Annotated in this window: 18 protein-coding genes; 10 read left to right on the plus strand and 8 right to left on the minus strand. The window is 73.8% G+C overall.

The genetic code is table 11. From position 1 onward, the window contains the following. Positions 1 to 42: 42 nt before the first annotated feature. Positions 43 to 852, minus strand: coding sequence for a Tat pathway signal sequence domain protein (locus LCH29_RS13550; protein ID WP_446461962.1), 810 nt, complete (start codon positions 850 to 852; stop codon positions 43 to 45). A gap of 252 nt (positions 853 to 1,104) precedes the next feature. Between LCH29_RS13550 and glgX the strand changes: the two genes are divergently transcribed. From glgX to LCH29_RS13570, 4 genes are all read left to right on the plus strand, one after another. Beyond that, complete coding sequence (gene glgX / locus LCH29_RS13555; protein ID WP_446461963.1) at positions 1,105 to 3,243, plus strand: glycogen debranching protein GlgX; 2,139 nt, start codon at positions 1,105 to 1,107, stop codon at positions 3,241 to 3,243. Between the two features lie 142 nt (positions 3,244 to 3,385). Then, positions 3,386 to 4,147 carry a class I SAM-dependent methyltransferase gene (locus LCH29_RS13560; protein ID WP_446461964.1) on the plus strand — a complete coding sequence of 254 codons (762 nt, stop codon included), beginning with the start codon at positions 3,386 to 3,388 and terminating at the stop codon, positions 4,145 to 4,147. A gap of 75 nt (positions 4,148 to 4,222) precedes the next feature. Further along, positions 4,223 to 6,622, plus strand: coding sequence for a malto-oligosyltrehalose synthase (gene treY / locus LCH29_RS13565; RefSeq protein ID WP_446461965.1), 2,400 nt, complete (start codon positions 4,223 to 4,225; stop codon positions 6,620 to 6,622). Between the two features lie 147 nt (positions 6,623 to 6,769). Next, positions 6,770 to 7,876: a lytic polysaccharide monooxygenase auxiliary activity family 9 protein gene (locus LCH29_RS13570; RefSeq protein WP_446461966.1), complete on the plus strand. Its 1,107-nt coding sequence runs from the start codon at positions 6,770 to 6,772 to the stop codon at positions 7,874 to 7,876. Between the two features lie 229 nt (positions 7,877 to 8,105). On the opposite strand, the gene LCH29_RS13575 is transcribed toward LCH29_RS13570, so the two are convergent. Beyond that, positions 8,106 to 9,029, minus strand: coding sequence for a LysR family transcriptional regulator (locus tag LCH29_RS13575; protein ID WP_446461967.1), 924 nt, complete (start codon positions 9,027 to 9,029; stop codon positions 8,106 to 8,108). A gap of 89 nt (positions 9,030 to 9,118) precedes the next feature. Between LCH29_RS13575 and lpdA the strand changes: the two genes are divergently transcribed. The 3 genes from lpdA (at position 9,119) to treZ (ending at position 13,495) form a co-directional block, all read left to right on the plus strand. Further along, positions 9,119 to 10,531 (plus strand): dihydrolipoyl dehydrogenase, encoded by a 1,413-nt coding sequence (gene lpdA, locus LCH29_RS13580; protein WP_446461968.1) that lies wholly within the window; start codon positions 9,119 to 9,121, stop codon positions 10,529 to 10,531. A 189-nt stretch (positions 10,532 to 10,720) separates the two neighbouring features. Beyond that, a complete protein-coding gene (locus tag LCH29_RS13585; protein ID WP_446461969.1) occupies positions 10,721 to 11,629 on the plus strand; it encodes a GNAT family N-acetyltransferase in 909 nt (302 codons plus the stop codon). Positions 11,630 to 11,725: 96 nt separating this feature from the next. Then, entirely contained in the window at positions 11,726 to 13,495 is a 1,770-nt protein-coding gene (gene treZ / locus LCH29_RS13590; protein ID WP_446461970.1) for a malto-oligosyltrehalose trehalohydrolase, read from the plus strand. Positions 13,496 to 13,516: 21 nt separating this feature from the next. Here treZ and msrB read toward each other — a convergent pair whose 3' ends face one another. The 4 genes from msrB to LCH29_RS13610 all read right to left on the minus strand — a co-directional run bounded on the left by msrB (position 13,517) and on the right by LCH29_RS13610 (position 16,929). Continuing rightward, positions 13,517 to 13,924 carry a peptide-methionine (R)-S-oxide reductase MsrB gene (gene msrB, locus LCH29_RS13595; RefSeq protein ID WP_123103251.1) on the minus strand — a complete coding sequence of 136 codons (408 nt, stop codon included), beginning with the start codon at positions 13,922 to 13,924 and terminating at the stop codon, positions 13,517 to 13,519. A 13-nt stretch (positions 13,925 to 13,937) separates the two neighbouring features. After that, entirely contained in the window at positions 13,938 to 15,407 is a 1,470-nt protein-coding gene (gene murC, locus LCH29_RS13600; RefSeq protein WP_446461971.1) for a UDP-N-acetylmuramate--L-alanine ligase, read from the minus strand. 152 nt (positions 15,408 to 15,559) lie between these two features. Beyond that, positions 15,560 to 16,045, minus strand: a complete 486-nt coding sequence (locus LCH29_RS13605) for an indole-3-glycerol phosphate synthase (protein ID WP_446462082.1) — start codon at positions 16,043 to 16,045, stop codon at positions 15,560 to 15,562. Between the two features lie 86 nt (positions 16,046 to 16,131). Beyond that, entirely contained in the window at positions 16,132 to 16,929 is a 798-nt protein-coding gene (locus LCH29_RS13610; protein ID WP_446461972.1) for a pyrimidine reductase family protein, read from the minus strand. 66 nt (positions 16,930 to 16,995) lie between these two features. Here LCH29_RS13610 and zapE point away from each other — a divergent pair, with 66 nt between their 5' ends. Together zapE and LCH29_RS13620 are read left to right on the plus strand one after the other, a co-directional pair. Continuing rightward, positions 16,996 to 18,102, plus strand: a complete 1,107-nt coding sequence (gene zapE / locus LCH29_RS13615) for a cell division protein ZapE (RefSeq protein WP_446461973.1) — start codon at positions 16,996 to 16,998, stop codon at positions 18,100 to 18,102. A gap of 116 nt (positions 18,103 to 18,218) precedes the next feature. Beyond that, positions 18,219 to 19,631, plus strand: coding sequence for an alkaline phosphatase PhoX (locus LCH29_RS13620; RefSeq protein ID WP_446461974.1), 1,413 nt, complete (start codon positions 18,219 to 18,221; stop codon positions 19,629 to 19,631). Between the two features lie 53 nt (positions 19,632 to 19,684). Here the strand turns inward: LCH29_RS13620 and LCH29_RS13625 are convergent, their stop codons facing one another. Then, complete coding sequence (locus LCH29_RS13625) at positions 19,685 to 20,353, minus strand: ABC transporter (protein WP_446461975.1); 669 nt, start codon at positions 20,351 to 20,353, stop codon at positions 19,685 to 19,687. After that, a complete protein-coding gene (locus LCH29_RS13630; protein WP_446461976.1) occupies positions 20,350 to 21,447 on the minus strand; it encodes an ATP-binding cassette domain-containing protein in 1,098 nt (365 codons plus the stop codon). The genes LCH29_RS13625 and LCH29_RS13630 overlap by 4 nt, the downstream gene beginning before the upstream one ends. Here LCH29_RS13630 and LCH29_RS13635 point away from each other — a divergent pair. After that, the gene (locus tag LCH29_RS13635) at positions 21,446 to 22,288 is read left to right on the plus strand and encodes an aminoacyl-tRNA hydrolase (RefSeq protein ID WP_446461977.1); all 843 of its coding nucleotides are present in this window, start codon (positions 21,446 to 21,448) and stop codon (positions 22,286 to 22,288) included. The genes LCH29_RS13630 and LCH29_RS13635 overlap by 2 nt on opposite strands. Positions 22,289 to 22,566 lie beyond the last annotated feature (278 nt).

The following is a 22,566-nucleotide window of genomic DNA, read 5'->3' on the forward strand; positions in this document are numbered from 1 at the left end:
TTACTGAGAGGGAGGGGTGGGGGCGTGCGCCTGAGCCGGGGGCTACGAGCCCAGCCGGGCGACGGAGCGGGCGCTCAGGTCGATCACCAGTTGCCGGGTGTCGATCCAGGGCCCGCCGTCCGTCACCTTGGTGAACAGCCGTACGCAGCGGTGCTTGCCGCAGTCCCGGGTGGCGGCGGGGCCGGGGCCGTCCACGCCCGTGCGGTAGACGAAGCCGGTGACGGTCAGCTGGTCGGGGCTGGTCAGCGCCTTGCCGGTGGCGTCCTCGAAGTCCTTCTTCAGCTCCTGGCCGAGCTTGTCGGCGATCAGGAGCCGGGCCGCCTCGCGCGCCTCGTCCCGGTTGGGCGGCGGCTGGACGCCGCGCTGGGTGTCGGTGCGCTCGACCTTGCCGGAGCCCAGGTTGACGGTCTTCGTCACATAGGTGTCGTCGCTGTAGTCGTAGTACGTGACGTCGGCCCGGCGGGGCGGGTCGGCGGCGCCGACCTCGTCGGGCGACAGTTCGGCGAGGTCGGTGGAGAGCTGCTCCGGGCCCTTGCCGCCCGTGACGTCCTCACCGCTCTCCCGGAAGGACTGGCCGAGCGTGAGCGTCCGGGCGCGCTTCCGCTCGGCGTCGGTGAGCGGGTCGCGGCCCGTGCCGGTCTTCGCCTGCGCGGGCGGGGACTCGACCACGCCGGGCAGCTGACGGGCCACCTGCCCCTGCTCCGCCGCGGAACCCTGTGGTCCGCCGCCCGACCCCTCCCCGCCGGACGCGCTGTCCGGCAGCGTCACCCCGATCAGGACCGCCGTCGCCGTGGCGGCCACGGCCGCGCCCGCCAGCACTCTGCCCAGATGGCGATGGTTCACTGTGCGCACATTCTTCCCCAATCCCCCCTGTCAGCGCATCGAGATGTATGCCCCCGCATACCCCCGCATAACGGGAAATCGCATACGTCAAGGTCACCCGGTAGGACGAACCGATATGGCCGTAGGTTGCCTCCCCTTCGAGGAAGTTCCGCTGAAACTGCCGTTCTCCCGCCCGAGTTGGGAAAGGATGCGTCGTCGGTCGGTTCCGGCCGGGGCCCGCGGTGCTCGCGGCCCCGGGAGAAGAAGTGGAAGAGTCGGCGTATGCAGGTCTGGCCGGGACACGCTTATCCCCTGGGCGCCACGTACGACGGCGCCGGAACCAACTTCGCGGTGTTCTCCGAGGCCGCCACGCGGATCGAGCTGTGTCTGCTGCACGACGACGGCTCGGAGACGGCGGTCGAGCTGCGCGAGACCGACGGGTTCGTCCGCCATGCCTATCTGCCGGGCATCATGCCGGGCCAGCGCTACGGCTTCCGGGCCCACGGCCCGTACGCACCGGAGAACGGCGACCGCTGCAATTCCGCCAAGCTGCTGCTGGACCCGTACGCCAAGGCCATCAGCGGCAAGATCGACTGGGGCGAGGAGGTCTACGGCTACCACTTCTACCGGCCGGACAAGCGCAACGACCTGGACTCGGCGCCCCACACGATGGCCTCGGTCGTGGTCAATCCGTACTTCGACTGGGGCGACGACCGGCCGCCGCGCACCGACTACCACCGCACGGTCATCTACGAGGCCCATGTGAAGGGCCTGACGATGCGCCATCCGCGGCTCCCTGAGGAGCTGCGCGGGACCTATGCGGCGCTGGCCCATCCGGCGATCATCGAGCATCTGACGGAGCTGGGCGTCACCACGCTGGAACTGATGCCCGTACACCAGTTCGTCCACGACCACCGGCTGGTCGACGCCGGGCTCGCCAACTACTGGGGCTACAACACCATCGGCTTCTTCGCCCCGCACAACGCCTACGCGTCCTGGGGCGACCGGGGGCAGCAGGTGCTGGAGTTCAAGTCGGCGGTGCGGGCCCTGCACCAGGCGGGCATCGAGGTCATCCTCGACGTCGTCTACAACCACACCGCCGAGGGCAACCACCTGGGTCCGACGCTCTCCTTCCGGGGGCTGGACAACGCCTCGTACTACCGGCTGACCGAGGACCGGCGGTACTACATGGACACCACCGGCACCGGGAACTCCCTGCTGATGCGGAGCCCGCACGTGCTCCAGCTGATCATGGACTCGCTGCGGTACTGGGTGACCGAGATGCGGGTGGACGGCTTCCGCTTCGATCTGGCGGCGACGCTGGCCCGCCAGTTCCACGAGGTGGACCGGCTGTCGTCGTTCTTCGACCTGGTGCAGCAGGACCCGGTGGTCAGCCAGGTGAAGCTGATCGCCGAGCCGTGGGACGTCGGCGAGGGCGGCTATCAGGTGGGGAACTTCCCGCCGCTGTGGACCGAGTGGAACGGAAAGTTCCGGGACACGGTGCGCGATCTGTGGCGCGGTGAGCCGCGCACCCTGGCCGAGTTCGCCTCCCGGCTCACCGGCTCCTCCGACCTCTACCAGAACGACGGCCGCCGCCCGCTCGCCTCGGTCAACTTCGTCACCTGCCACGACGGCTTCACCCTGCGCGACCTGGTGAGCTACGACGAGAAGCACAACGAGGCCAACGGCGAGTCCAACCAGGACGGCGAGAGCTACAACCGCTCCTGGAACTGCGGCGTCGAGGGCGAGACCGACGACCCCGCGGTGCGGGCCCTGCGCAGCCGCCAGATGCGCAACTTCATCGCCACCCTGATGCTCTCCCAGGGCGTGCCCATGCTCAGCCACGGCGACGAGTTCGCCCGCACCCAGGGCGGCAACAACAACGCGTACTGCCAGGACAACGAGACCTCCTGGGTGCGGTGGCCCGTCCCCGGCAAGGACGCCACCGAGGGCGACCGGGAGGCCCTGGAGCTGCTCCGCTTCACCCGCTCGCTGATCTGGCTCCGCCGCGACCACCCGGTCTTCCGCCGCCGCCGCTTCTTCCACGGCCGCCCGGTGGAGGGCACCCACGACGAGCTGTCCGACATCGCCTGGTTCACCCACGAGGGCGAGGAGATGCGCCAGCGCGACTGGCAGGCCGCCCACGCCCAGTCCCTCGCGGTGTTCCTCAACGGCAACGCGATCTCCGAGCCGGGTGTGCGGGGCGAGCGCATCACCGACGACTCGTTCCTGCTGCTGTTCAACGCCCACCACGAGCCGCTGGACTTCGTCGTGCCCGTCGGCCACGGCAAGCAGTGGCAGGTCATCGTGGACACCGCTGCCCCCGAGGGCGTGGAGCCGGGCAGCGGCCAGAAGGTCGCCGCGGGCGACCGGCTGACCCTGGTGGACCGCAGCCTGATGGTCCTCCAGCGCCCGGCATAGCCATATCGACTCGTTCCGCTCCGGGCCCCGGCGTAAGGGGGTGTCCGCACAGTCCCGCCGGGCCCGCGACGCCTGGCACGCTCCCCCAGCTACCGCTGGGAGGTGCCCCCTGACGCCGCGGGCTGACCCGACGCATGGGCCCATGCCTGCCGTCTCGCGCGCCCACTCGTTCAACGCGGCCGCCGCCCAGTACGCCGCGAACCGCCCTTCCTACCCGCCCGCCCTCCTGGATGCCATCGAGGAGATCTCGGGACGCCCCCTCGCGGGCGCCCGTGTGGCCGACATCGGCGCGGGCACCGGGATCGCCACCGCCCTGCTGCACGAGCGCGGCGCCGATGTGATCGCCGTCGAGCCGGGTGAGGGCATGGCGGTCCACTTCCGCCGCACGCTTCCGCACCTGCCGATCGTCCGGGGCGACGGCAATGCCCTGCCGCTCGCCGACGACTCCCGCGACCTGATCACCTACGCGCAGTCCTGGCACTGGACCGATACCGGCCGGTCCGTCCCCGAGGCGCTGCGCGTCCTGCGTCCGGGCGGCGCGCTGGCACTCTGGTGGAACACCACCGCCTACGACGTGCCGTGGATCGCCGCCCAGGCCGAGCGCATCACGGCCCACTGCGGAACGGGGTCGGTCCCCCGGCGGCAGCCCGACGACAGCCTTGCCGCGCGGCTCGCCGGCCTCTCCGATCTCCCCGTCACACGTCGGCACGTGTGCTGGAGCCGAGCCGTCTCCCTCGACACGCACCTCGCCAACATCACCAGTCACTCAGCGTTCCTCGTTCTCGGCGAGGCCGGCACCCGGGCGTTTCTCGCCGAGGAGCGCGGCCGCCTGGGCGAGACCTTCCCGGACGGGACCGTGGAGGAGACCTACCTGGTCGACCTGCTGGTGGCCGCCGCTCCCTGAAACCGCGGGGGCCCGGCGCACCCGGATGGGTGGGGAATGCCCCATGGGGCGCCCCGTGTGGGTACGTACGTTCATATGACGGCTGACCGCACCGTGCCCACCGCCACCTATCGGCTTCAGCTCCAGCCCGGCTTCCCCTTCGCGGCCGCCGAGCGGTCCGTGCCGTACCTGGCCTCGCTCGGCGTCTCCCATCTGCATCTGTCGCCCGTGCTGGAGGCCCGGCCCGGGTCCTCCCACGGCTACGACATCGTGGACCACACCGCCGTACGGGCGGAGCTGGGCGGCGAGCGGGGGCTGCGCGCCCTCGCCCGTACGGCCCGGGCGCACGGCCTCGGGCTGATCGCCGACATCGTGCCGAACCACATGGCGGTGCCCGTGCCGGAGCGGCTCAACGGGCCTCTGTGGGAGGTGCTGAGGGACGGGCCCGAGTCGCGTTGGGCGCGGTGGTTCGACATCGACTGGGCCGAGCACGGCCGCAAGGTGCTGCTGCCCGTGCTCGGCGGGCCGCTCGGCGACGAGTGGGAGCGGCTGCGGCCCGGCGACGACGGGGTGCTGCGCTACTACGACCACGCGTTCCCGCTGCGGCCCGGCACCGAGCGGCTGCCGCTCGCCGAGCTGCTGGACGCCCAGTGGTACCGGCTCGGCTGGTGGCGGCTGGCCCGCACCGAGCTGAACTACCGCCGCTTCTTCACCATCTCCGAGCTGATCGCGGTGCGCGTCGAGGACCCGGAGGTCTTCGACGCGACCCACGGCACGCTGCTGCGGCTGCTGCGCGACGGGGTGCTCGACGGGCTGCGGGTGGACCACCCGGACGGCCTCGCCGACCCCGGGGGCTATCTGCGGGCGCTGGACGAGGCGGTGCGCGCGGCGACGGGCGGCGAGGGGCGCTGGACCGTCGTGGAGAAGATCCTCGCCCGCGACGAACCGCTGCCCGCTCACTGGCCCGTCGCCGGGACGACCGGCTACGACGCGCTCCACCACATCGACGGCCTCTTCGTCGACCCGGACGGGCTGGAGAAGCTGATCGCGGCCTACCGGAGTTTCACCGCCGCCCCGCCGGACCGGGGCGGCGACTGGGCGGCCACCGTCCGCCGCGCGGCGCGGCACGTCGTGACGCACGAACTGGCCGCCGAGGTGGAGCGCCTGACCCGCACCGCCTCCCGGATCTGCGCCGCCTCGCCACCGCTGCGCGACCACGCGCCCTGGGCGCTGCGCACGGCGATCCGCGCACTGCTCGTACGGCTGCCGGTGTACCGGCCGTACGCCACCGTCGACGCCCCGGCGGGCGAGGCGGACGCCGCGATGCTGCACCGGGCCGCGGAGGACGCCCGTACGGCCTTCCCCGCCTCCACGGTCGAGGCGGAGCGCCGAGTGGTGGAGACCGTACGGGACGCGGCGCTCGGCAGGCTCGGCGACGGCCCGGACCACCGCGACTTCTGCGACCGCTTCGCCCAGACCGCCGCCGCGCTGCGCGCCAAGTCCGTCGAGGACACCGCCTTCTACCGCTACACCCCGCTGCTCTCGGCGGCGGAGGTGGGCGGCGACCCGGGGCACCCGGCCGTCTCCCCCGAGGAGTTCCACGCCTTCGCCGCCCGGCTGCTGCGCGACTGGCCCGCGACCGGCACGGTGCTGTCCACCCACGACACCAAGCGCAGCGCGGACGTACGGGCGCGGATCGCCGCCCTCACCGAGACCCCGGCCCGGTGGGCGCGGCTGCTGGCAGACCTGTCGGCACAGCCGGAGGCCCCCGATCCGCAGCTCGCCTGGACGGCCTGGCAGACCGCGCTCGGCCTGGGCGCCGCGGATGCGGAACGCCTCGTACCGGCGGTGCTGAAGGCGGTCCGGGAGGCGGGGCTGCACACGACCTGGACCGAGCAGAACGCCGCGTACGAGGACGCCGTGACCGCCTTCCTGGAGTCCGGCCCGTGGGCATGGCTGGACACCTTCGAGGCCGACATCGCCGCCCCCGCCCGGGTCAACACGCTCGGCGCGGCCCTGCTGCACCTGACCATGCCGGGCGTGCCCGACCTGTACACGGACACCGAGCGTGGCTACCGCGCCCTGGTCGACCCCGACAACCGCCGCCCGCCCACCCCGGACACCCCGGTGGCTGACGGGCTGTCCGCCGAGAAGCTGCTGCTCACCCGGGCGGCGCTGCGGCTGCGCCGGGACCACCCGGAGTGGTTCGGCCCCGGGAGTGCGTACACGCCCCTGATCGCCGCGGGCCCGGCGGCCGCCCACTGCCTGGCCTTCCTGCGCACCGTCGGCACCGACGGCACCGACGGCGGCGCCATCACCATCGTCACCCGCCTCTCCCGACGCCTGGCGGAGGCGGGCGGTTGGGACCCCCGCACCCGCCTCCCCCTCCCTCCCGGTCCCTGGCGGGACCTGCTGACCGACCGCACGACCGAAGGACCCGCCCCGCTCGGCGACCTGCTGGACCGGCTCCCGGTGGCCCTCCTGGTCCGTACCTGAGGTGGTCCGTACCTGAGGACGGGCGCGCGGGTTCGCATCCTGAAGCATTTACAGTCACACCCCCGCGCGCTACGTTCACAAGGAAATTGGGAGCGCTCCCATATCGACGGTTTCTGATCCGATCGCGTCGAAGGGAAGACCAGCGCCATGGCTCGACGATTACTGGCCCCCGCACGCCCCCCACACCCGCCGGGCAGCCCCCGCGCCCGCAGATCCGTCCTGCTGGTACTGCTCTCCGTACTGCCCGCCCTGGGCCTTGTCTTCTTCTCCGGAGGCAGCGCCTCCGCCCACGGCGCGCCCATGGCGCCGGGCAGCCGCACCTATCTGTGCTGGAAGTACAGCCTGTCCAGCACCGGTGAGGTCAAGCCGGCCAACCCGGCGTGCAAGGCCGCGTTCGACAAGAGCGGCGCGACGCCGTTCTACAACTGGTTCGCGGTGCTCCGCTCGGACGGCGCGGGCCGGACCAAGGGCTTCATCCCCGACGGCAAGCTGTGCAGCGGCGCGGCCACCGTCTACGACTTCTCCGGCTTCGACCTGGGCAGCAGCTCCTGGCCGGTGACCCATCTGACCTCGGGCAAGTCGATGCAGTTCTCGTACAACGCCTGGGCCGCGCACCCGGGTTCGTTCCGCAGCTACGTCACCAAGAACCCGATCGACCCGACGAAGCCGCTCACCTGGAACGACCTGGAGGACCAGCCGTTCGACACGGTGACCAACCCGCCGCAGACCGGCCCGGTCGGCACGGTCGACGGCAAGTACACGTGGAACGCCACCCTGCCCTCGGGCAAGAGCGGCCGCCACATCATCTACACCGTGTGGACCCGCTCGGACAGCCAGGAGACCTTCTACAGCTGCTCCGACGTGGTCTTCGACGGCGGCAACGGCGAAGTGACGGTCCCGGGCGCGAGCTCCGGCGGCGGTGACCCCACGGACCCGACCGACCCGCCCACCGCCAAGTGCACCGCGGCCCAGAAGACCACCAGCACCTGGAACGGCGGCTACCAGGCCGAGGTGAAGGTGACCAACACCGGCGCCACGCCCATCTCCTCGTGGATGGTCGACTGGACCCTGCCGTCCGGCCAGCGGGTCGACAGCGTCTGGAACGGCAAACTGGCCAGCGGCAGTACGGCGGCCTCGGTCACCAACGCCGACTGGAACGGCTCCCTCGCCGCCGGTGCCTCGACCACCTTCGGCTACGTCGCCAGCGGCGGTCCCCCGGACACCGCGGCCGCCCCGATCTGCATGGTGCACTGACCCTGCCCGAGAGTGCCCCTGATCCGCTCCTCAATCTGTCAGGTGCACCTCACCCAGCCGGTCTGCCGCCCCCGTCCCCTACGGCCGGCAGACCGGCTTCTCAGGCGAGACCGCGCTTGGCGCGCTCGGCGTCGATCACCAGCATCGTGCGCAGGTCGTCCGGGATCGGACGGCCGTCCAGACGCTCGCGGGAGAACTCGGCGAGCCGTTCCTCGTACATGGTCCCTCGTCATGCGTCGGAACTCGTGGAAGCAGGATGGTCAGATGACCTTAAGGTCACCCCCTGACACCCGGCCCGGCCGAGCAGGGTGACGAACGCGGCGGCCGCACCGGTGAGGCGGACTCGGGAGAACGCCGTCACCTCGCGGCGCCACGGCGGGTCCAGGGGCAGCGTCACGCAGTCATGCCGCGCCGCCGCGTGGGCGGCGGTGATGAGGACGCCGACCCCGGCGGCCGCCATGCTCACGGCCGTGGAGCTGTGTGCGGTGTCGACGGCGGTGCGCGGGGTGAACCCGGCGCGTTCGCAGGCCAGGTCGAGGAAGCGGCGGCCGTCGACGACGGGTTCCAGGGCGCAGCGCACCCAGTCGCGGTCGGCCAGGTCGGTGAGGCGGACGACGGACCGCCCGGCGAGCGGGTCGCCCGGGGCCACGACCGCCACCAATTGCTCCTCGCCCAGGGACACCACGGGCCCCGGCCAGTCCTTCGGGCGGTGGCCGACCGCGAGGTCCGCGACGCCGTGTTCCATGGCGTCGCGCAGCTCCTCGCCGGTGGCGTACTCGTGCACCACCAGGCGCATGCCCGGGCGTTCGCGGCGCCAGCGGGCGATGAGGCCGGGGAGGACGCCGACGGCGAGGGCGTGCAGCGTCGCGAGGTGCAGTTCGCCGCCCTCCGCCCCGGCGGCGGCATGGGCGGCGCGCCAGGCCCGGCCCGCGCTGCGTACGGCCAGTTCGGCGTGCGGGAGGAAGGCGCGCCCCATGGGAGTGAGCCGTACGCCGCGCGGCAGGCGCTCCAGCAGCGGGCCGCCCGCCTCCCGTTCCAGGGCCTTGATCTGGTGGGAGAGCGCGGACTGGGTGACGCCCAGCAGGTCGGCGGCGCGGGTGAAGGACGCCTCCTCGACGACCGTGACCAGGTATTCCATCTGACGCAGACTCATGCGGCTCCCCCAGGGCATGAAGGGTGTTCATGGGACTCATAGAGACAATGCCTTGGACTCATGGCATTCCCCGGGCGGATTCTGAGCCCATGCATGAGCATGAGACGGACGTCATCGTCATCGGGGGCGGCACCGGCGGTTACAGCACCGCGCTGCGCGCCGCCGCCCTGGGCCTGCGGGTCGTCCTCGCCGAGCGGGATCTGATCGGCGGGACCTGTCTGCACCGCGGCTGCATCCCCAGCAAGGCGATGCTGCACGCGGCCGAGTTGGTGGACGGGATCGCGGAGGCGCGCGAGCGCTGGGGGGTGAAGGCCACGCTGGACGCGGTGGACTGGGCGGCGCTGACCGCGACGCGCGACGACATCGTGGCCCGTAACCACCGCGGGGTGGAGGGCCATCTCTCCCACGCGGGTGTCGAGGTGGTCCGGGGCGACGCCGCCCTCACCGGTCCCCGCACGGTGCGGATCGGGCCGCACCGGGAGTGGACCGCGCGCCGCGGCGTCGTCGTGGCGACCGGGTCCCGGCCCCGCACCCTGCCGGGCCTGGCGCCGGACGGGCGGCGGGTGGTCACCAGCGACGACGCGCTGTTCGCGCCCGGCCTCCCGGCGTCCGTGCTGGTGCTGGGCGGCGGCGCCATCGGGGTCGAGTACGCCTCGCTGCACCGTTCCATGGGCGCGCGGGTGGTGCTGGTCGAGGCGGCGGACCGGCTGCTGCCGCTGGAGGACGCGGATGTCAGCCGTCAGCTGACGCGCGGGCTGAAGAAGCGCGGCGTGGAGGTGCTGACCGGGGCCCGGCTGGAGGCGGCCGAGCCGTACGAGGACGGGGTGCGCGCCACGGTCCGTACGGGGCGTGGAGAGACGAAAGAGCTGGACGTCGAGCGGCTGCTGGTCGCCGTCGGCCGCGCGCCGGTGACGGACGGGCTGGACCTGGCCGCCGCCGGGCTCGCCACCGACGCGCGCGGCTTCCTGGCGCCCGCCGACTGGTCGCGGCTGGAGACGGCGGTGCCGGGCGTCCACGCCGTGGGCGACGTACTGCCGCCGCCGTCCCTGGGGCTGGCGCACGCGTCGTTCGCGGAGGGGTTGTTGGTGGCCGAGACGCTGGCGGGCGGTTCTCCCCGCCCGGTGGACTACGACGCGGTGCCGCGCGTGACGTATTCGAGCCCGCAGACCGCCTCGGTGGGGCTCACGGAGGCCGAGGCCCGGGACCGTACGGGCGGGCGGGCCGTCGCCAACACCATGCCGCTGACCGCCGTCGCCAAGGGCATGGTGCACGGACAGGGCGGGATGGTGAAGGTGGTGACCGAAGGGCCGGGCGGTCGCGTCCTCGGCGTCCATCTGGTGGGCCCGCACGTGTCGGAGATGATCGCCGAGAGCCAGCTCGTCGTCGGCTGGGACGCCGAACCGGCCGATGTGGCGCAGCACATTCATCCGCACCCCACCCTCTCGGAGGCGGTCGGCGAGGCGTATCTGACGCTGGCGGGGCGGGGGTTGCACCAGCAGTAGCCACAATGGCGTGGACGGGGGCGCGTTGGCGCTCATAGGGTGAGCGCCAACGCCCGTACGGACGAGGAAGGAGGCGCCGAGCCATGCGTACGTACGTCACTCCGCGCTCCCGCCCCCTCTCCCCCGGGCGTACCCCCGTCTGATCAGGCGATCCGACCGGGAGCGCGCACGCCTCCTGGAAGGAACCCCATGACCGGACTGGTCATCCGCGCGCTCACCGAGAGCGACGCGCATCTGTTTCACGCACTGTCCGTCCCCGCGCTCGTCGGCCGGGGCCGCTTCGGGCACACCTACGCCACCGTCGGCCGGGGCGGCGAGTACCGCCCGGAGTGGACCTGGGTGGCGCTGCGCGGGGAGCGGGTCGTGGCCCGCGCCGCGTGGTGGGGCGGGCCGAACGACGACGCGCCCATCGCCCTGGACTGGTTCGACTTCGCCGAGGGCGAGGCCGCTGCCGCCGCGGAGCTGCTGCGCACCGCGCCCCTGCGCACCGAGTACTCCCTGCTGGCGCCGCCCGGCTGGCGCGACCGGCCGGACGAGAGCGCGGCGGTGCGGGCCCGGGTCGACGCGGCCGTGGCGGGCGGCCTCAACCCCCTGGTCGAGCGCTACCGCTACGACTGGACGCCCGACCTCGGACTGCCCGAGCGGCCGGGACGGCTGGAGTTCCGGCCGGAGCCCGACGACGCGGTGATCGCCGACGTACTGCGCCGCGTCCACCAGGGCACCCTGGACGCACACGACCGGCGGGCCATCGCCGAGGGCGGCGTCGAGGCCGCGGTCCGCGAGAACCTGCGGCTGTTCCACTGGTTCCCGTCGCCCCGCGACTGGTGGCGGCTGGCGTGGACGCCGGGCGGGGAGCTGGTCGGCATCCAGGTGCCCGCACACAATCCGGCCGGGCCCTGCGTCGGCTTCATCGGGGTCGTGGCCGCGCAGCGCGGCCACGGGTACGCGTACGACCTGCTCGTGGAGTGCACCCACGACCTGGTGGAACGGGGCGCGACGAAGATCGCCGCCGCGACCGACCGGGGCAACCGGCCGATGGCCGCGCACTTCGCCAAGGCGGGCTATCCCGTCACCCAGGAGCGCATCGACCTGGTCTGACACCCCGTCCGGCCGGTGCCGCCCTGCTGCGCGCCCGCTGCCGTATCCCCCAGCATGGTCCCGAACCCGTCCGCAGGACGATGTGAGGAGACATCAGTGCTGTTCGAGGTGTGGGCACCGCATGCCGGACAGGTGGGGCTTCATGTCGTTCGGGGCGAGGGCCGTACGCATCCCATGGAGCGCGACCCCGGCCGCGAGGGCTGGTGGCGGACCGAGGCCGCGGCGGGGCACGGGTCGCTCTACGGCTTCGCGCTCGACGACGGCCCCCCGCTGCCCGATCCGCGCTCCCGCCGCCAGCCGGACGGCCCGGAGCGGCTGAGCGCGGTGGTGGACCCCTCCCGGTTCCCGTGGGAGCGGGAGTGGTTCGGGCGGCCGCTGCCGGGCGCGGTGCTGTACGAGCTGCACATCGGGACGTTCACCCCGGAGGGCACGTTCGACGCGGCGGCCGGGCGCCTTCCGCATCTGGCCGGTCTCGGCGTCACCCACGTGGAGCTGATGCCGGTGTGCCCGTTCCCCGGGACGCATGGCTGGGGCTACGACGGGGTCGCGCCGTGGGCCGTGCACGAGCCGTACGGCGGCCCCGAGGGGCTGGCCCGGTTCGTGGCCGCCGCGCACCGGCACGGCCTCGGCGTCGTCCTGGACGTGGTGCACAACCACCTGGGCCCGTCCGGCAACCGGCTGCCTGACTTCGGGCCGTACTTCACCGACACCCACCACACCCCGTGGGGCGCGGCGGTCAACCTGGACGCGCCCGGCTCCGACGAGGTCCGCGCGTACTTCATCGGCAGCGCGCTCGCCTGGCTGCGCGACTTCCGGCTGGACGGGCTGCGGCTGGACGCCGTGCACGCGCTGCACGACACCCGGGCCCGGCACTTCCTGGCCGAGCTGTCCGCCGCGGTGGACGCGCTGGCGGCCGAGGTCGGCCGCCCGCTGTTCCTGATCGGCGAGTCGGACCTGAACGACCCGCGCACCACGACCCCGCGCGAGGCGGGCGGCCACGGTCTGCACGCCCAGTGGAACGACGACTTCCATCACGCCCTGCACACGTTCCTCACCGGCGAACGGCAGGGCTACTACGCCGACTTCGCCGCCGCGGGCCCCGCGGCCCTGGCCAAGACGCTGAGCGGCGGCTTCTTCCACGACGGCACGTACTCGGCGTTCCGCGGACGCCGTCACGGCAGCCCGCTGAACCCGCTCACCACCCCCGCGCACCGGCTGCTCGGCTACGCCCAGACCCACGATCAGGTGGGGAACCGCGCGACCGGCGACCGGCTGTCCGCCCGGCTCTCCCCCGGGCTGCTGGCCTGCGCGGCGGCCGTGGTGCTGTGCGCGCCGTTCACCCCGATGCTCTTCATGGGCGAGGAGTGGGGCGCGGGGACGCCCTGGCAGTACTTCACCGACCACCGGGACCCGGAGCTGGCCGAGGCGGTACGGCGCGGCCGCCGCCGCGAGTTCGCCGCGCACGGCTGGGCGGAGGCGGACATCCCGGACCCGCAGGACCCGGCGACCCGGCTGCGGTCCTGCCTGGACTGGACGGAGCCGCACCAGGAGCCGCACCGGGCGCTGCTGGACTGGCACCGGCGGCTGATCGCGCTGCGCCGCACCGAGCCCGCGCTGACCGACCCCGCGTGGTCGTGCGCCCCGCTGGCGACGGGGCCGGACTGCTTCGGCTTCCGGCGCGGCCCGCTGTGCGTCGTCCTCAACCCGCACGACCGCCCGGCGGACGCCCGGCTGGAGCCGCGCCCCGCCGGGGTCCCCGGGACGGTCCCCGAGGTGGTCGCCGCCTGGCGGCCGGTCGAGCCGCCGGGCCGGGACGGCACGGTGCGGCTGCCGCCGGAGTCGGCCGTCGTGCTCAGGCTGCGCTGACGGTGCTGCGGGGGCTGCGGCTCAGCCCTCCTGGGGGGCGAGCCGCAGGGAGATGGAGTTGATGCAGTACCGCTGGTCGGTCGGGGTCGGATAGCCCTCCCCCGCGAAGACGTGGCCGAGGTGCGAACCGCAGCGGGCGCACCGCACCTCGGTGCGGACCATGCCGTGCGAGCGGTCGTCGATCAGCTCGACCGCGGACGAGTCCGCGGGGTCGTAGAAGGACGGCCAGCCGCAGTGGCTCTCGAACTTCGTCTCGGAGCGGAACAGCTCCCCGCCGCACGCCCGGCAGGAGTAGACGCCCTCGGTCTTGGTGTCGGTGTATTCACCGGTGAAGGGGCGCTCGGTGCCCGCCTCGCGCAGGACGTGGTACTCCTGCGGGGTCAGCTCCGCGCGCCACTGCTCATCCGGCTTGTCGATCTCGTACGCCATGAACGGACCCTCCTCAGCTCTCCCGGCTCGCCGGGCTCCTCAGGGCGCTCCGGGCTCGCCGCGTCTGTAGACGGGCGAGGATCTCCGGACCGAGGTCGGTGACGTCGCCCGCGCCCATGGTGAGAACAAGGTCACCGGGCTTGGCCATTCCGGCGATCAGGCCCGGGATCGCGGACCGGTCGTGCTCGGCGGTCACATCCGCGCCGTGGCGGGCGGCGGCGTCGATCACCAGGTCGCTGGTGATGCCGGGGACCGGGTCCTCGCGGGCCGGGTAGATGTCGAGGACGACGGAGGCGTCGGCCAGCGCCAGGGCCTCGCCCATCTCGGCACCCAGCTCCTGCGTACGGCTGAACAGATGCGGCTGGAAGACCACCAGGACCCGGCCCTCACCGGCGCCGCCGCGGATCGCCTCCAGGTCGGCGGCGATCTCGGTGGGGTGGTGCGCGTACGAGTCGATGACCTGCACCTCGGCCGCGGTGCCCTTGAGCTGGAGGCGCCGCTTGACGCCGGTGTACGAGGCGATCGCGGGAGCGAGATCGCGGGCGGGGACGTCGAGGGCGGCGCCCGCGGCGAGCGCGGCGACGGCGTTGTGCGCGTAGTGGCGGCCGGGCACGGAGACGGTGAAGGTGATCTCCCCGCTCCCCGAGCCGCCGCCCGGGGCCTCCGCGAACCGCACGGTGACCTCGCTGGTCAGCCCGTGCGGGACGACGTCCAGGACCCGTACGTCGGCGTCGGCGGCCTCACCGTAGGTGAGCACCCGCAGGCCCTCGCGGCCCGCGACCTTGGCGGTCAGCTCGCGGGCCCCGGGGTGATCGGCGGAGATGACCAGGGTGCCGCCGGGCCGGACCCGCTCCACGAAGGTCCGGAACGAGTCGTAGATCTCGTCCATGGAGGCGTAGTTGGCGTGGTGGTCCAGCTCCACGTTGAGGATGATCGCGACCTCGGGCGCGTACTTGTGGAAGCTGCGGTCGCTTTCATCCGCCTCCGCGACGAAGATCTCGCCGCCGCCGTGCTCGGCGCTGGAGCCGGGCGCGTCCAGGTCCCCGCCGATCACGTACGACGGGTCGAGGCCGAGGGTGCGCAGCGAGACGGCGAGCATCGAGGTCGTGGTGGTCTTGCCGTGCGTACCGGCGACCGCGATCGGGCGGTGGCCGTCCATGAGGGCGGCCAGCGCGTCGGAGCGGTGCACGACGGGGATGCCGCGCTCGCGCGCCGTGACCAGCTCCAGGTTGTCGGCGCGGATGGCGCTGGAGACGACGACGCTGGTGGCGTCGGGCGCGACGTTCCCGGCGGCGTGCCCGATGTGCACGGTCGCGCCCAGCTCGCGCAGCGCCGCCACGATCGGGGAGTCCTTGGAGTCACTGCCCGCGACCCGCGCGCCGCGCTGGACGAGGACCTTCGCGACGCCGGACATACCGGCGCCGCCGATGCCGATGAAATGCGGACGGTCCAGCGCGTCGGGGGCAATGCCGGCCGGTGCCATGTACGGGTCTCCCCTGGGTGAGCGGTCTTCTTGGTTCTGTCCGCCCGATTCTCGCACCCCGCCGCGTCCCTTCCGTACGCCGTCCGCACGGTCCCGCGCACCCCGTCCGTACGGTCCCGCGTGCCCCGTCCGCACGGTCTCCCGTACGGTGCTCAGCCGCCCGTGGTGGCCTGCCCCTCGTCGACCTCGTCGTCCGTGTGCGAGAACAGCTTCAGCACCGGGACGCCGACCGTGTGGCGCGCCCGGGAGGCCCAGTCGCGGTGGAAGAACTCCTCCACGAAGTGCGGCGCGGTGAGGACGATCACCTCGTCGGCGCCGGTCTCCTCCACCACCCCGCGCAGGACGTCCAGCGGGCGCCGCTGCACGACGTGGCCGCGGGCCTCGCTGCCCGCCGCGCGCAGGGCCGCCACCGAGTGGTTCAGGGCCCGCTCGGCGGGCTCCAGCGCCGCGCTGCCCTCCGGCTCCTCGCCTTCCTGGGCGGCCTGTTCCAGCTCGCCGAGGGCGATGTCGTCGATGGCGCGGAGCAGCCGGTCCTTGCTGCCCCGGGGCTGCATCAGCACGACGAAGGAGACCTGGTCGTCGCCGTGCAGGGTGGTGACGAACTCCACGTCGGCAGGGGTCAGCGGCTTTTCGATCATCAAAATGCTCGTGAACACGGCGTGCGCCCTTCTCGTTCTTCAAGCCTTCATCGAAGCGGTAGGAATGCAGTCCGTTTAGCGCAAAACTATGGGTAAATCCGACGGTAGCGGGTGAAAAGGAAACCGGCGTCCTCCAGCACGGAAGCGAGAGCGAACTGCTCCGGTTCGGCGGCCAGGGGACCGTTCGCGATCCGTGCCGCGTCGCCCGCGACCATCAGCGGGGCCACCGCCAGGCACAGCTCGTCCAGCACCCCGGCGGTCACGAACTGCGCCAGCAGCCGGGGGCCGCCCTCGGTCAGCAGCCGGGTGTGGCCCAGCTCGGCGAGGGCCGGCGGGATCGCCGCCACGTCGACCCGCCCCGAGGGCCCGGCTCCCGCGCGCACCACCCGGGCCCCGGCCGCCTTCGCCGCCTCGACCCGGTCCTCCGCGGCCTGCGCGCCGGTGATCACCACGGTCGGCACCAGCGGCCCGGTGAACAGCGGAGCTGCGAAGTCCAGCTCCAGGCTCGCGCTGACCACGGCGATCGCGGGCGCCGGGGGCTGACCGAGCGCGGCCCGGCGCTCGGCGAACGCCTCCCGGGCGCGGGCGGGCCGGTAGCCCTCCCGGCGCACGGTCTCGGCGCCGACGACCACCGCGTCGGCGAGCCCGCGCAGCATCCCGAAGATCCGCATGTCGGTCTCGGACGACAGCGGCTTCGACCGGCCGTCGTGGTGCGCGGCGCCATCCAGCGAGGACACCATGTTGGCCCGCAGATACGCCCCCGAGGCGCTCTGCGGCCGCTCCGGGTAGGCGTACGCGTCGGCCAGCTCGTCGAGCCCCCACTCGCGGTCCGGGGCGGCGGGCGGAACGGACGGTTCGGTGGGCAAGGGGAACAGGCGTCGCATGGCCGCAGTGTGACATGGCTCCCTCCGGGACGGTCCTCCGGGGAAAAGCGACTACCCTGGACACCCGTGTCTGCACCAACCACCACATCCGGCTCGGCAGGCTCCATAGCCGCCGAAGCCCCCATCGCCCTCACCGCCCGCGCGCCGCAGGTGCCCGCCGAGCGCCTGGTGGCCGAGATGGTGCCGCCGCCCCGGTTCGCCACGGTGAGCTTCGACAACTACATCCCCGACCGCAACCAGCCCAGCCAGGCCGAGGCCGTCGCCGTGCTGCGCGGCTTCGCCGAGCGGCTGAGCGGCGGCGGGGCGGGCGCGGGCAAGGGCGGCCGCAGACACTGGTTCCGCCGGGCGGCCAGGCCCGCCGCCCCCAGCGGTCCGCGCGGGGTGTACCTCGACGGCGGCTACGGCGTCGGCAAGACCCATCTGCTGGCCTCCCTGTGGCACGCCACCCCGGCCCCGGCCGAGCGGAAGGCGTTCGGCACGTTCGTGGAGCTGACGAACCTGGTCGGCGCGCTCGGCTTCCAGCAGACCGTGAAGACGCTGAGCGAGCACCGGCTGCTGTGCATCGACGAATTCGAGCTGGACGACCCGGGCGACACCGTCCTCGTCTCGACCCTGCTGGGCAAGCTGGTCGAGGCGGGCGTGGCGCTCGCCGCGACGTCCAACACCCTCCCCGGCAAGCTCGGCGAGGGCCGGTTCGCCGCCGCCGACTTCCTGCGCGAGATCCAGGGGCTGTCCGCGCACTTCCAGCCGGTGCGCATCGACGGCGAGGACTACCGCCACCGCGGGCTGCCCGAGGCCCCCGCCCCGCACACCGACGAGGTGGTCACCCACGCGGCCAAGCACACGCCCGGCGCCTCCCTGGACGCCTTCCCCGCCCTGCTGGAGCACCTGTCGCGGGTGCACCCGAGCCGTTACGGCGCGATGTGCGACGGCGTCCAGGCCGTCTGCCTGACCGGGGTCGGCCCCGTGCCGGACCAGTCGACCGCGCTGCGGCTGGTGGTGCTGGCCGACCGGCTGTACGACCGCGAGGTGCCGGTGCTGGCCTCCGGGATGCCGTTCGACCAGCTGTTCAGCGAGGAGATGCTGAACGGCGGCTACCGCAAGAAGTACTTCCGGGCGATATCCCGCCTCACCGCGCTCGCCCGGGACGCGAGGCAACTGGCCGAGGCCTAGGAGGGTGTCCGGCCGGGGCACCCGCGCGTCGTATTGATCAGATGGTTCCCGCGCGCCGGGGCCGCGTGATACACACGTGCGGTCATCTTTCCTGTCCGCCAGCAGGGAGTTACCGCATGTCAGCGACACGACGTCAGATCCTGGGCCGTACCGGTGCGCTGGGCGCCTCCATCGCCTTCACCGGCAGCATCCAGGAACTCTTCGCCGGTACGGCCACGGCCGACAGCCCGGACCGGGCGGCCGCGGCGACCGCGGACGCCGCCGGGAGGGGCGGCTACGGTCCGCTCGTGCCCGATCCGGACGGCCTGCTCGACCTCCCCGAGGGCTTCCGCTACCGCGTGCTGTCCCGCGAGGGCGACGCGCTGCGCTCCGGTGAGGGCAAGGTCCCCAGCCACTGCGACGGCATGGCCGCCTTCCCGGGCCGGTCGAGCGGCAGCGGTGCCCGTACGCACCTGGTCCGCAACCATGAGAACCGCAAGGACGCCGCGATCCGCGTCCCCGCCGTCAAGGGCCTCACCTACGATCCGATGGGCATGGGCGGCTGCACCGCCCTCGCGCTCGACTCCGCCAACCGGGTGCAGTCGGAGCGGGTCGCCATCGCCGGTACGGCCGTCAACTGCGCCGGCGGCCCGACCCCCTGGCACACGTGGCTGACGTGCGAGGAGACCGAGGACAAGGCCGGGACGAACGGCTACACCAAGGACCACGGGTTCATCTTCGAGGTCGACCCGTACGATCCGCGCCGCACCGGCGCCGTCCCGCTCACCGCCATGGGCCGCTTCCAGCACGAGGCGATCGCCGTCGACCCGCGCAGCGGGGTCGTCTACGAGACCGAGGACGCCTTCGAGAAGCCCTTCGGGCTCTTCTACCGCTTCCTGCCCCGTAAACCCCTCGGCGGGACCGGGTCGCTGCGCGCGGGCGGAAAGCTCCAGGCCCTGCGGGTGCCGGGGGTGGCCGACCTGTCCACCGTCCAGGAGCCGGGGACGTCCTTCAGCGGCATCGAGTGGGTCACCGTCCCCGATCCGCTCGCGGCGGAGACCCCCATCCGCTTCCAGGACTTCGGCCCGGGCGGCATCACCCACGCCCAGAAGCTGGAGGGCTGCTACTGGGGCGGGACGTCGGTCTACTTCGTCTCCAGCTTCGCCAAGAGCGCCGACGGCTCGGCCGCCGACCACTTCGGCCAGATCTGGCGCTACGACCCGCAGCGGCACCGGCTCACCCTGGTGATCGTCTTCGGCCCGGACACGGACGTCCAGCTGCCCGGCGAGTCCCCCGACAACATCACCCTCGCGCCCAGCGGCGGGCTGATGGTGTGCGAGGACGGCGAGGGCGCGCAGCACGTCTTCGGGCTGACGCGGCGCGGCGAGGTCTACCCGATGGCCCGCGGACGCCAGAACATTGGCACCGACGAGGAGCCCGAGTGGGGTGAGTTCGCGGGCGTCACCTTCGCCCCGGACCGCCGCACGATGTACGTGAACTGCTACACCCCTGGCACCACCTTCGCGATCACCGGACCCTGGCAGCACTGAGCACGCGGTGCGCTTGCCTCCTGCCCCCGTACGGACGGGCAGGAGGCACACCGTCACTGCCGCCGTGAACTGAGCCCACAGGCGATCGCCGTCGCCCCGGCGGCGAGCACGGCGGTCACGGCGAGGGGCAGCAGCGGCATGGTCACGGTGCCGCTGCGGGAGCCGTTGACCAGCCCCGATACGGCGGCGTTCGCGGGCGAGGCGCCGACCACGGACACCAGCAGCGCGGCGAGCGCGGTCGACAGGATGGCCCAGCCGGGGCGGCGCAGCAGCGGCCGGTTGCACAGCGCGCCCACGGCCGTGCCCAGCAGCGCGCAGGCGAGCGCGGCCAGCAGCCCGGCGACGGTCGCCGGGGCCACGGGCACCCCGACCCGGCCGTCCGCACTGCGGGGATCGCCGACCAGCGCGACGAACAGCGTCCCGGCACCCCCGAGGACGACCGCCGCACCCAGCGCGGTCAGCACCCCGGCCAGGTGCACCCGGCCCGGACTCTGCGCGGCGGCCGCGCAGGACCGCGCCGCGGCGGGCTCGCCTGTGACGCACACCCGCACCAGCCAGGCGGCGACCGGCAGCACCCCGGCGGCGGCGAACCCGAGGGAGTCCAGGATCGGCTGCCCCGCCTGCACCCCGATGCCCATGAAGGCGACGTAGAGCAGCAACGGCGGCAACCAGCGCTGCGACCGGACCAGCAGCGCGGCCTGATAGCGCAGCAGGGCGATCATGAAGCCTCCGGATCCGGATCGGCGGGAACGTCGGTCACCGCGCGGATGTGCCAGGGCGGCCGGGCGGCGAGGAGGGCCCGGAGCAGGTCATCGGAGTCCGCGGCCCCGACGGTCAGCCGTACGACCCGCGGGTCGCCGTCCGGCGCGGGCTGCACGGGGTCACCGGGGGCGGGTTCGTCGCCGAGGCCCGCCACGGCTTCGGCGTGGGACCCCGGCGCGGGCCGGGCGTCGGCACCCGGCACGGCCCTGTCACCGCGGCCCGGCGCGGGCTGCGCGCCCTGCGCGACGTGTCCGCCCTGCCCGGGTCGCACGCCCCGCGCGGGTGGTGGGACGGGGATGGGCTCGTACAGCGGCGCGCCGGGGAGGTCCGTGGGGAGCGCGGCTCCCGGCGGGCGCTCGGCCTCCACGCGGACCCGCGGTCCGGCGGCGGCCGGGGGCTCGCCGGGGTCCGGCGAGGGCCCGGCCGCCGGGACCGGCACCGGCACCGGCACCGGCTCCAGGCGGGCGTCCGCGACGCGGAACACCGCGTCCGGGGCCCCGGCCAGGCGGCGCGGGTCGTGGTCGACGAAGACGACCGCGGCGCCGTCGGCGACCCGCTCGGCGACCGCGGCGTCCAGGACGCCGCGCGCGGTCCGGTCGAGGCCGGTCCAGGCCTCGTCGAGGACGAGCAGGGCGGGCGCGGCCAGCAGCGCCTGGGCGACGGCGACCTTCTGGCTGGTGCCCTTGGACAGCTCGGCGAGCGGGGTGGCCGCGTACTCGTCCGCGCCGAACCGCTCCAGCCACTCCCCCGCCCCGCGCGCCGCCTCGGCCCGGCGCAGGCCGTGGATCCGGCCCAGGTGCGTGAGGTAGCCGAGGACGGAGAAGGGCAGCTCGGCCGGGAACCGCTCGGGGACGTACGCGGTGCGCGGGCGGCCGGTGATCCGGCCGGAGGTGGGGGCGTCGATTCCGGCGAGCAGCCGCAGCAGGGTGGATTTGCCGCTGCCGTTCGTCCCCACGACCCGGGTCAGCGAGCCGGGCGGCACCTCGAGGTCGACGCCGCGCAGCACCCAGGGCCCGGCCAGGCCGTAACGGCGCCCGACTCCTCGCAGTCTCATGCCGGTTGAGCATAGGCACTCGGGCGGCGGCCCGCCGCCGCTGTCGGCGGGTGCTGGCAGACTGGAGCGCGTGACCAGATCGGACGCCCTCCCCACCAGCCCACCGCCCGTCCCCCGCAGCAGTCCGTTCCGGCACGCGGAAACGGACCGGGACGCGGCGCCGCAGTTCGTGCTGCCCCTGGTGGTGCGGATCGAGAAGGCCGCGCCCCCGGCCCGTACGGACGCCCTGGAGACGGCGGCGCGGGCCGTGCTGGTGCTGCTGTCGGACGAGCGGTCGACGGCGGAGGACGGCGAGTGGGCCGAGGCCGTGCGGGACTGGCAGGACGCCCGGATCCGCAAGGTCGTACGGCGGGCGCGGGGCGCGGAGTGGCGGCGCGCCCAGACCCTGCCGGGCATCACGCTCACGGGCCGGGCGGCGCCGAACAGTGAGGGCCCGGCGGCCGAGGTGCGGGTGTTCCCGCCGGTGCCGCTGGACGGGTGGCCCAAGGAGCTGGCCAAGCTCCAGGTCTCCGGCACCGACCTGGACGACCCCGCGCCACCGCCCCCGCCGGACCCGGCCGGGCCCATCCTGTGGCTGAACCCGGACGTGGGGATGTCGGCGGGCAAGGCGATGGCGCAGGCCGGGCACGGTGCGCAGCTGGCGTGGTGGGAGCTGGACGACGCGCAGCGGGCGGCCTGGCGCGAGGCCGGGTTCCCGCTGGCGGTGCGGACCGCTCCGGCCGAGCGGTGGAGCGCGCTCACCGCGAGCGGTCTGCCGGTCGTACGGGACGCGGGCTTCACCGAGATCGCACCGGGCTCCTGCACGGTGGTCGCGGACCACCCGGCCCTGCGGCGGCCCTAGGAATCTTGTCGATCAGGCCGGATCAGCGAGCGGCGTCAGGGGCACCTCCCAGCGGTAGCTGGGGGAGCGACAAGCGCGGGGCCGCGAGGTGCCGCCCGCCGCGGCAGCGGCTGATGTCACAGCGGCGTCGGGAGCCCGGCATGACCGGCAAGACACCCCTAGGGGGTGTCGGGTGGCGACCGTGGCGACGGGGTACGAGGAGGTCGACGACCCCGACGTAGCGGTCCCAGAACGCCCCGGCGTGGCCGTCACCGGAAGGCGGCGGCCAGCCGGGCGCG

The organism is Streptomyces sp. BRA346 (genome assembly GCF_052851135.1).

Coding starts and splice junctions, on each gene's coding strand:
- LCH29_RS13575 (WP_446461967.1), bottom strand. CDS start 9,029: ATGAGTCTGCGTCAGATGGAATACCTGGTCACGGTCGTCGAGGAGGCG.
- murC (WP_446461971.1), bottom strand. CDS start 15,407: ATGGCACCGGCCGGCATTGCCCCCGACGCGCTGGACCGTCCGCATTTC.
- lpdA (WP_446461968.1), top strand. CDS start 9,119: ATGCATGAGCATGAGACGGACGTCATCGTCATCGGGGGCGGCACCGGC.
- LCH29_RS13620 (WP_446461974.1), top strand. CDS start 18,219: ATGTCAGCGACACGACGTCAGATCCTGGGCCGTACCGGTGCGCTGGGC.
- treY (WP_446461965.1), top strand. CDS start 4,223: ATGACGGCTGACCGCACCGTGCCCACCGCCACCTATCGGCTTCAGCTC.
- glgX (WP_446461963.1), top strand. CDS start 1,105: ATGCAGGTCTGGCCGGGACACGCTTATCCCCTGGGCGCCACGTACGAC.
- LCH29_RS13635 (WP_446461977.1), top strand. CDS start 21,446: ATGCCGGTTGAGCATAGGCACTCGGGCGGCGGCCCGCCGCCGCTGTCG.
- LCH29_RS13610 (WP_446461972.1), bottom strand. CDS start 16,929: ATGCGACGCCTGTTCCCCTTGCCCACCGAACCGTCCGTTCCGCCCGCC.
- msrB (WP_123103251.1), bottom strand. CDS start 13,924: ATGGCGTACGAGATCGACAAGCCGGATGAGCAGTGGCGCGCGGAGCTG.
- LCH29_RS13630 (WP_446461976.1), bottom strand. CDS start 21,447: ATGAGACTGCGAGGAGTCGGGCGCCGTTACGGCCTGGCCGGGCCCTGG.
- LCH29_RS13560 (WP_446461964.1), top strand. CDS start 3,386: ATGCCTGCCGTCTCGCGCGCCCACTCGTTCAACGCGGCCGCCGCCCAG.
- LCH29_RS13625 (WP_446461975.1), bottom strand. CDS start 20,353: ATGATCGCCCTGCTGCGCTATCAGGCCGCGCTGCTGGTCCGGTCGCAG.
- LCH29_RS13605 (WP_446462082.1), bottom strand. CDS start 16,045: ATGATCGAAAAGCCGCTGACCCCTGCCGACGTGGAGTTCGTCACCACC.
- LCH29_RS13570 (WP_446461966.1), top strand. CDS start 6,770: ATGGCTCGACGATTACTGGCCCCCGCACGCCCCCCACACCCGCCGGGC.
- LCH29_RS13585 (WP_446461969.1), top strand. CDS start 10,721: ATGACCGGACTGGTCATCCGCGCGCTCACCGAGAGCGACGCGCATCTG.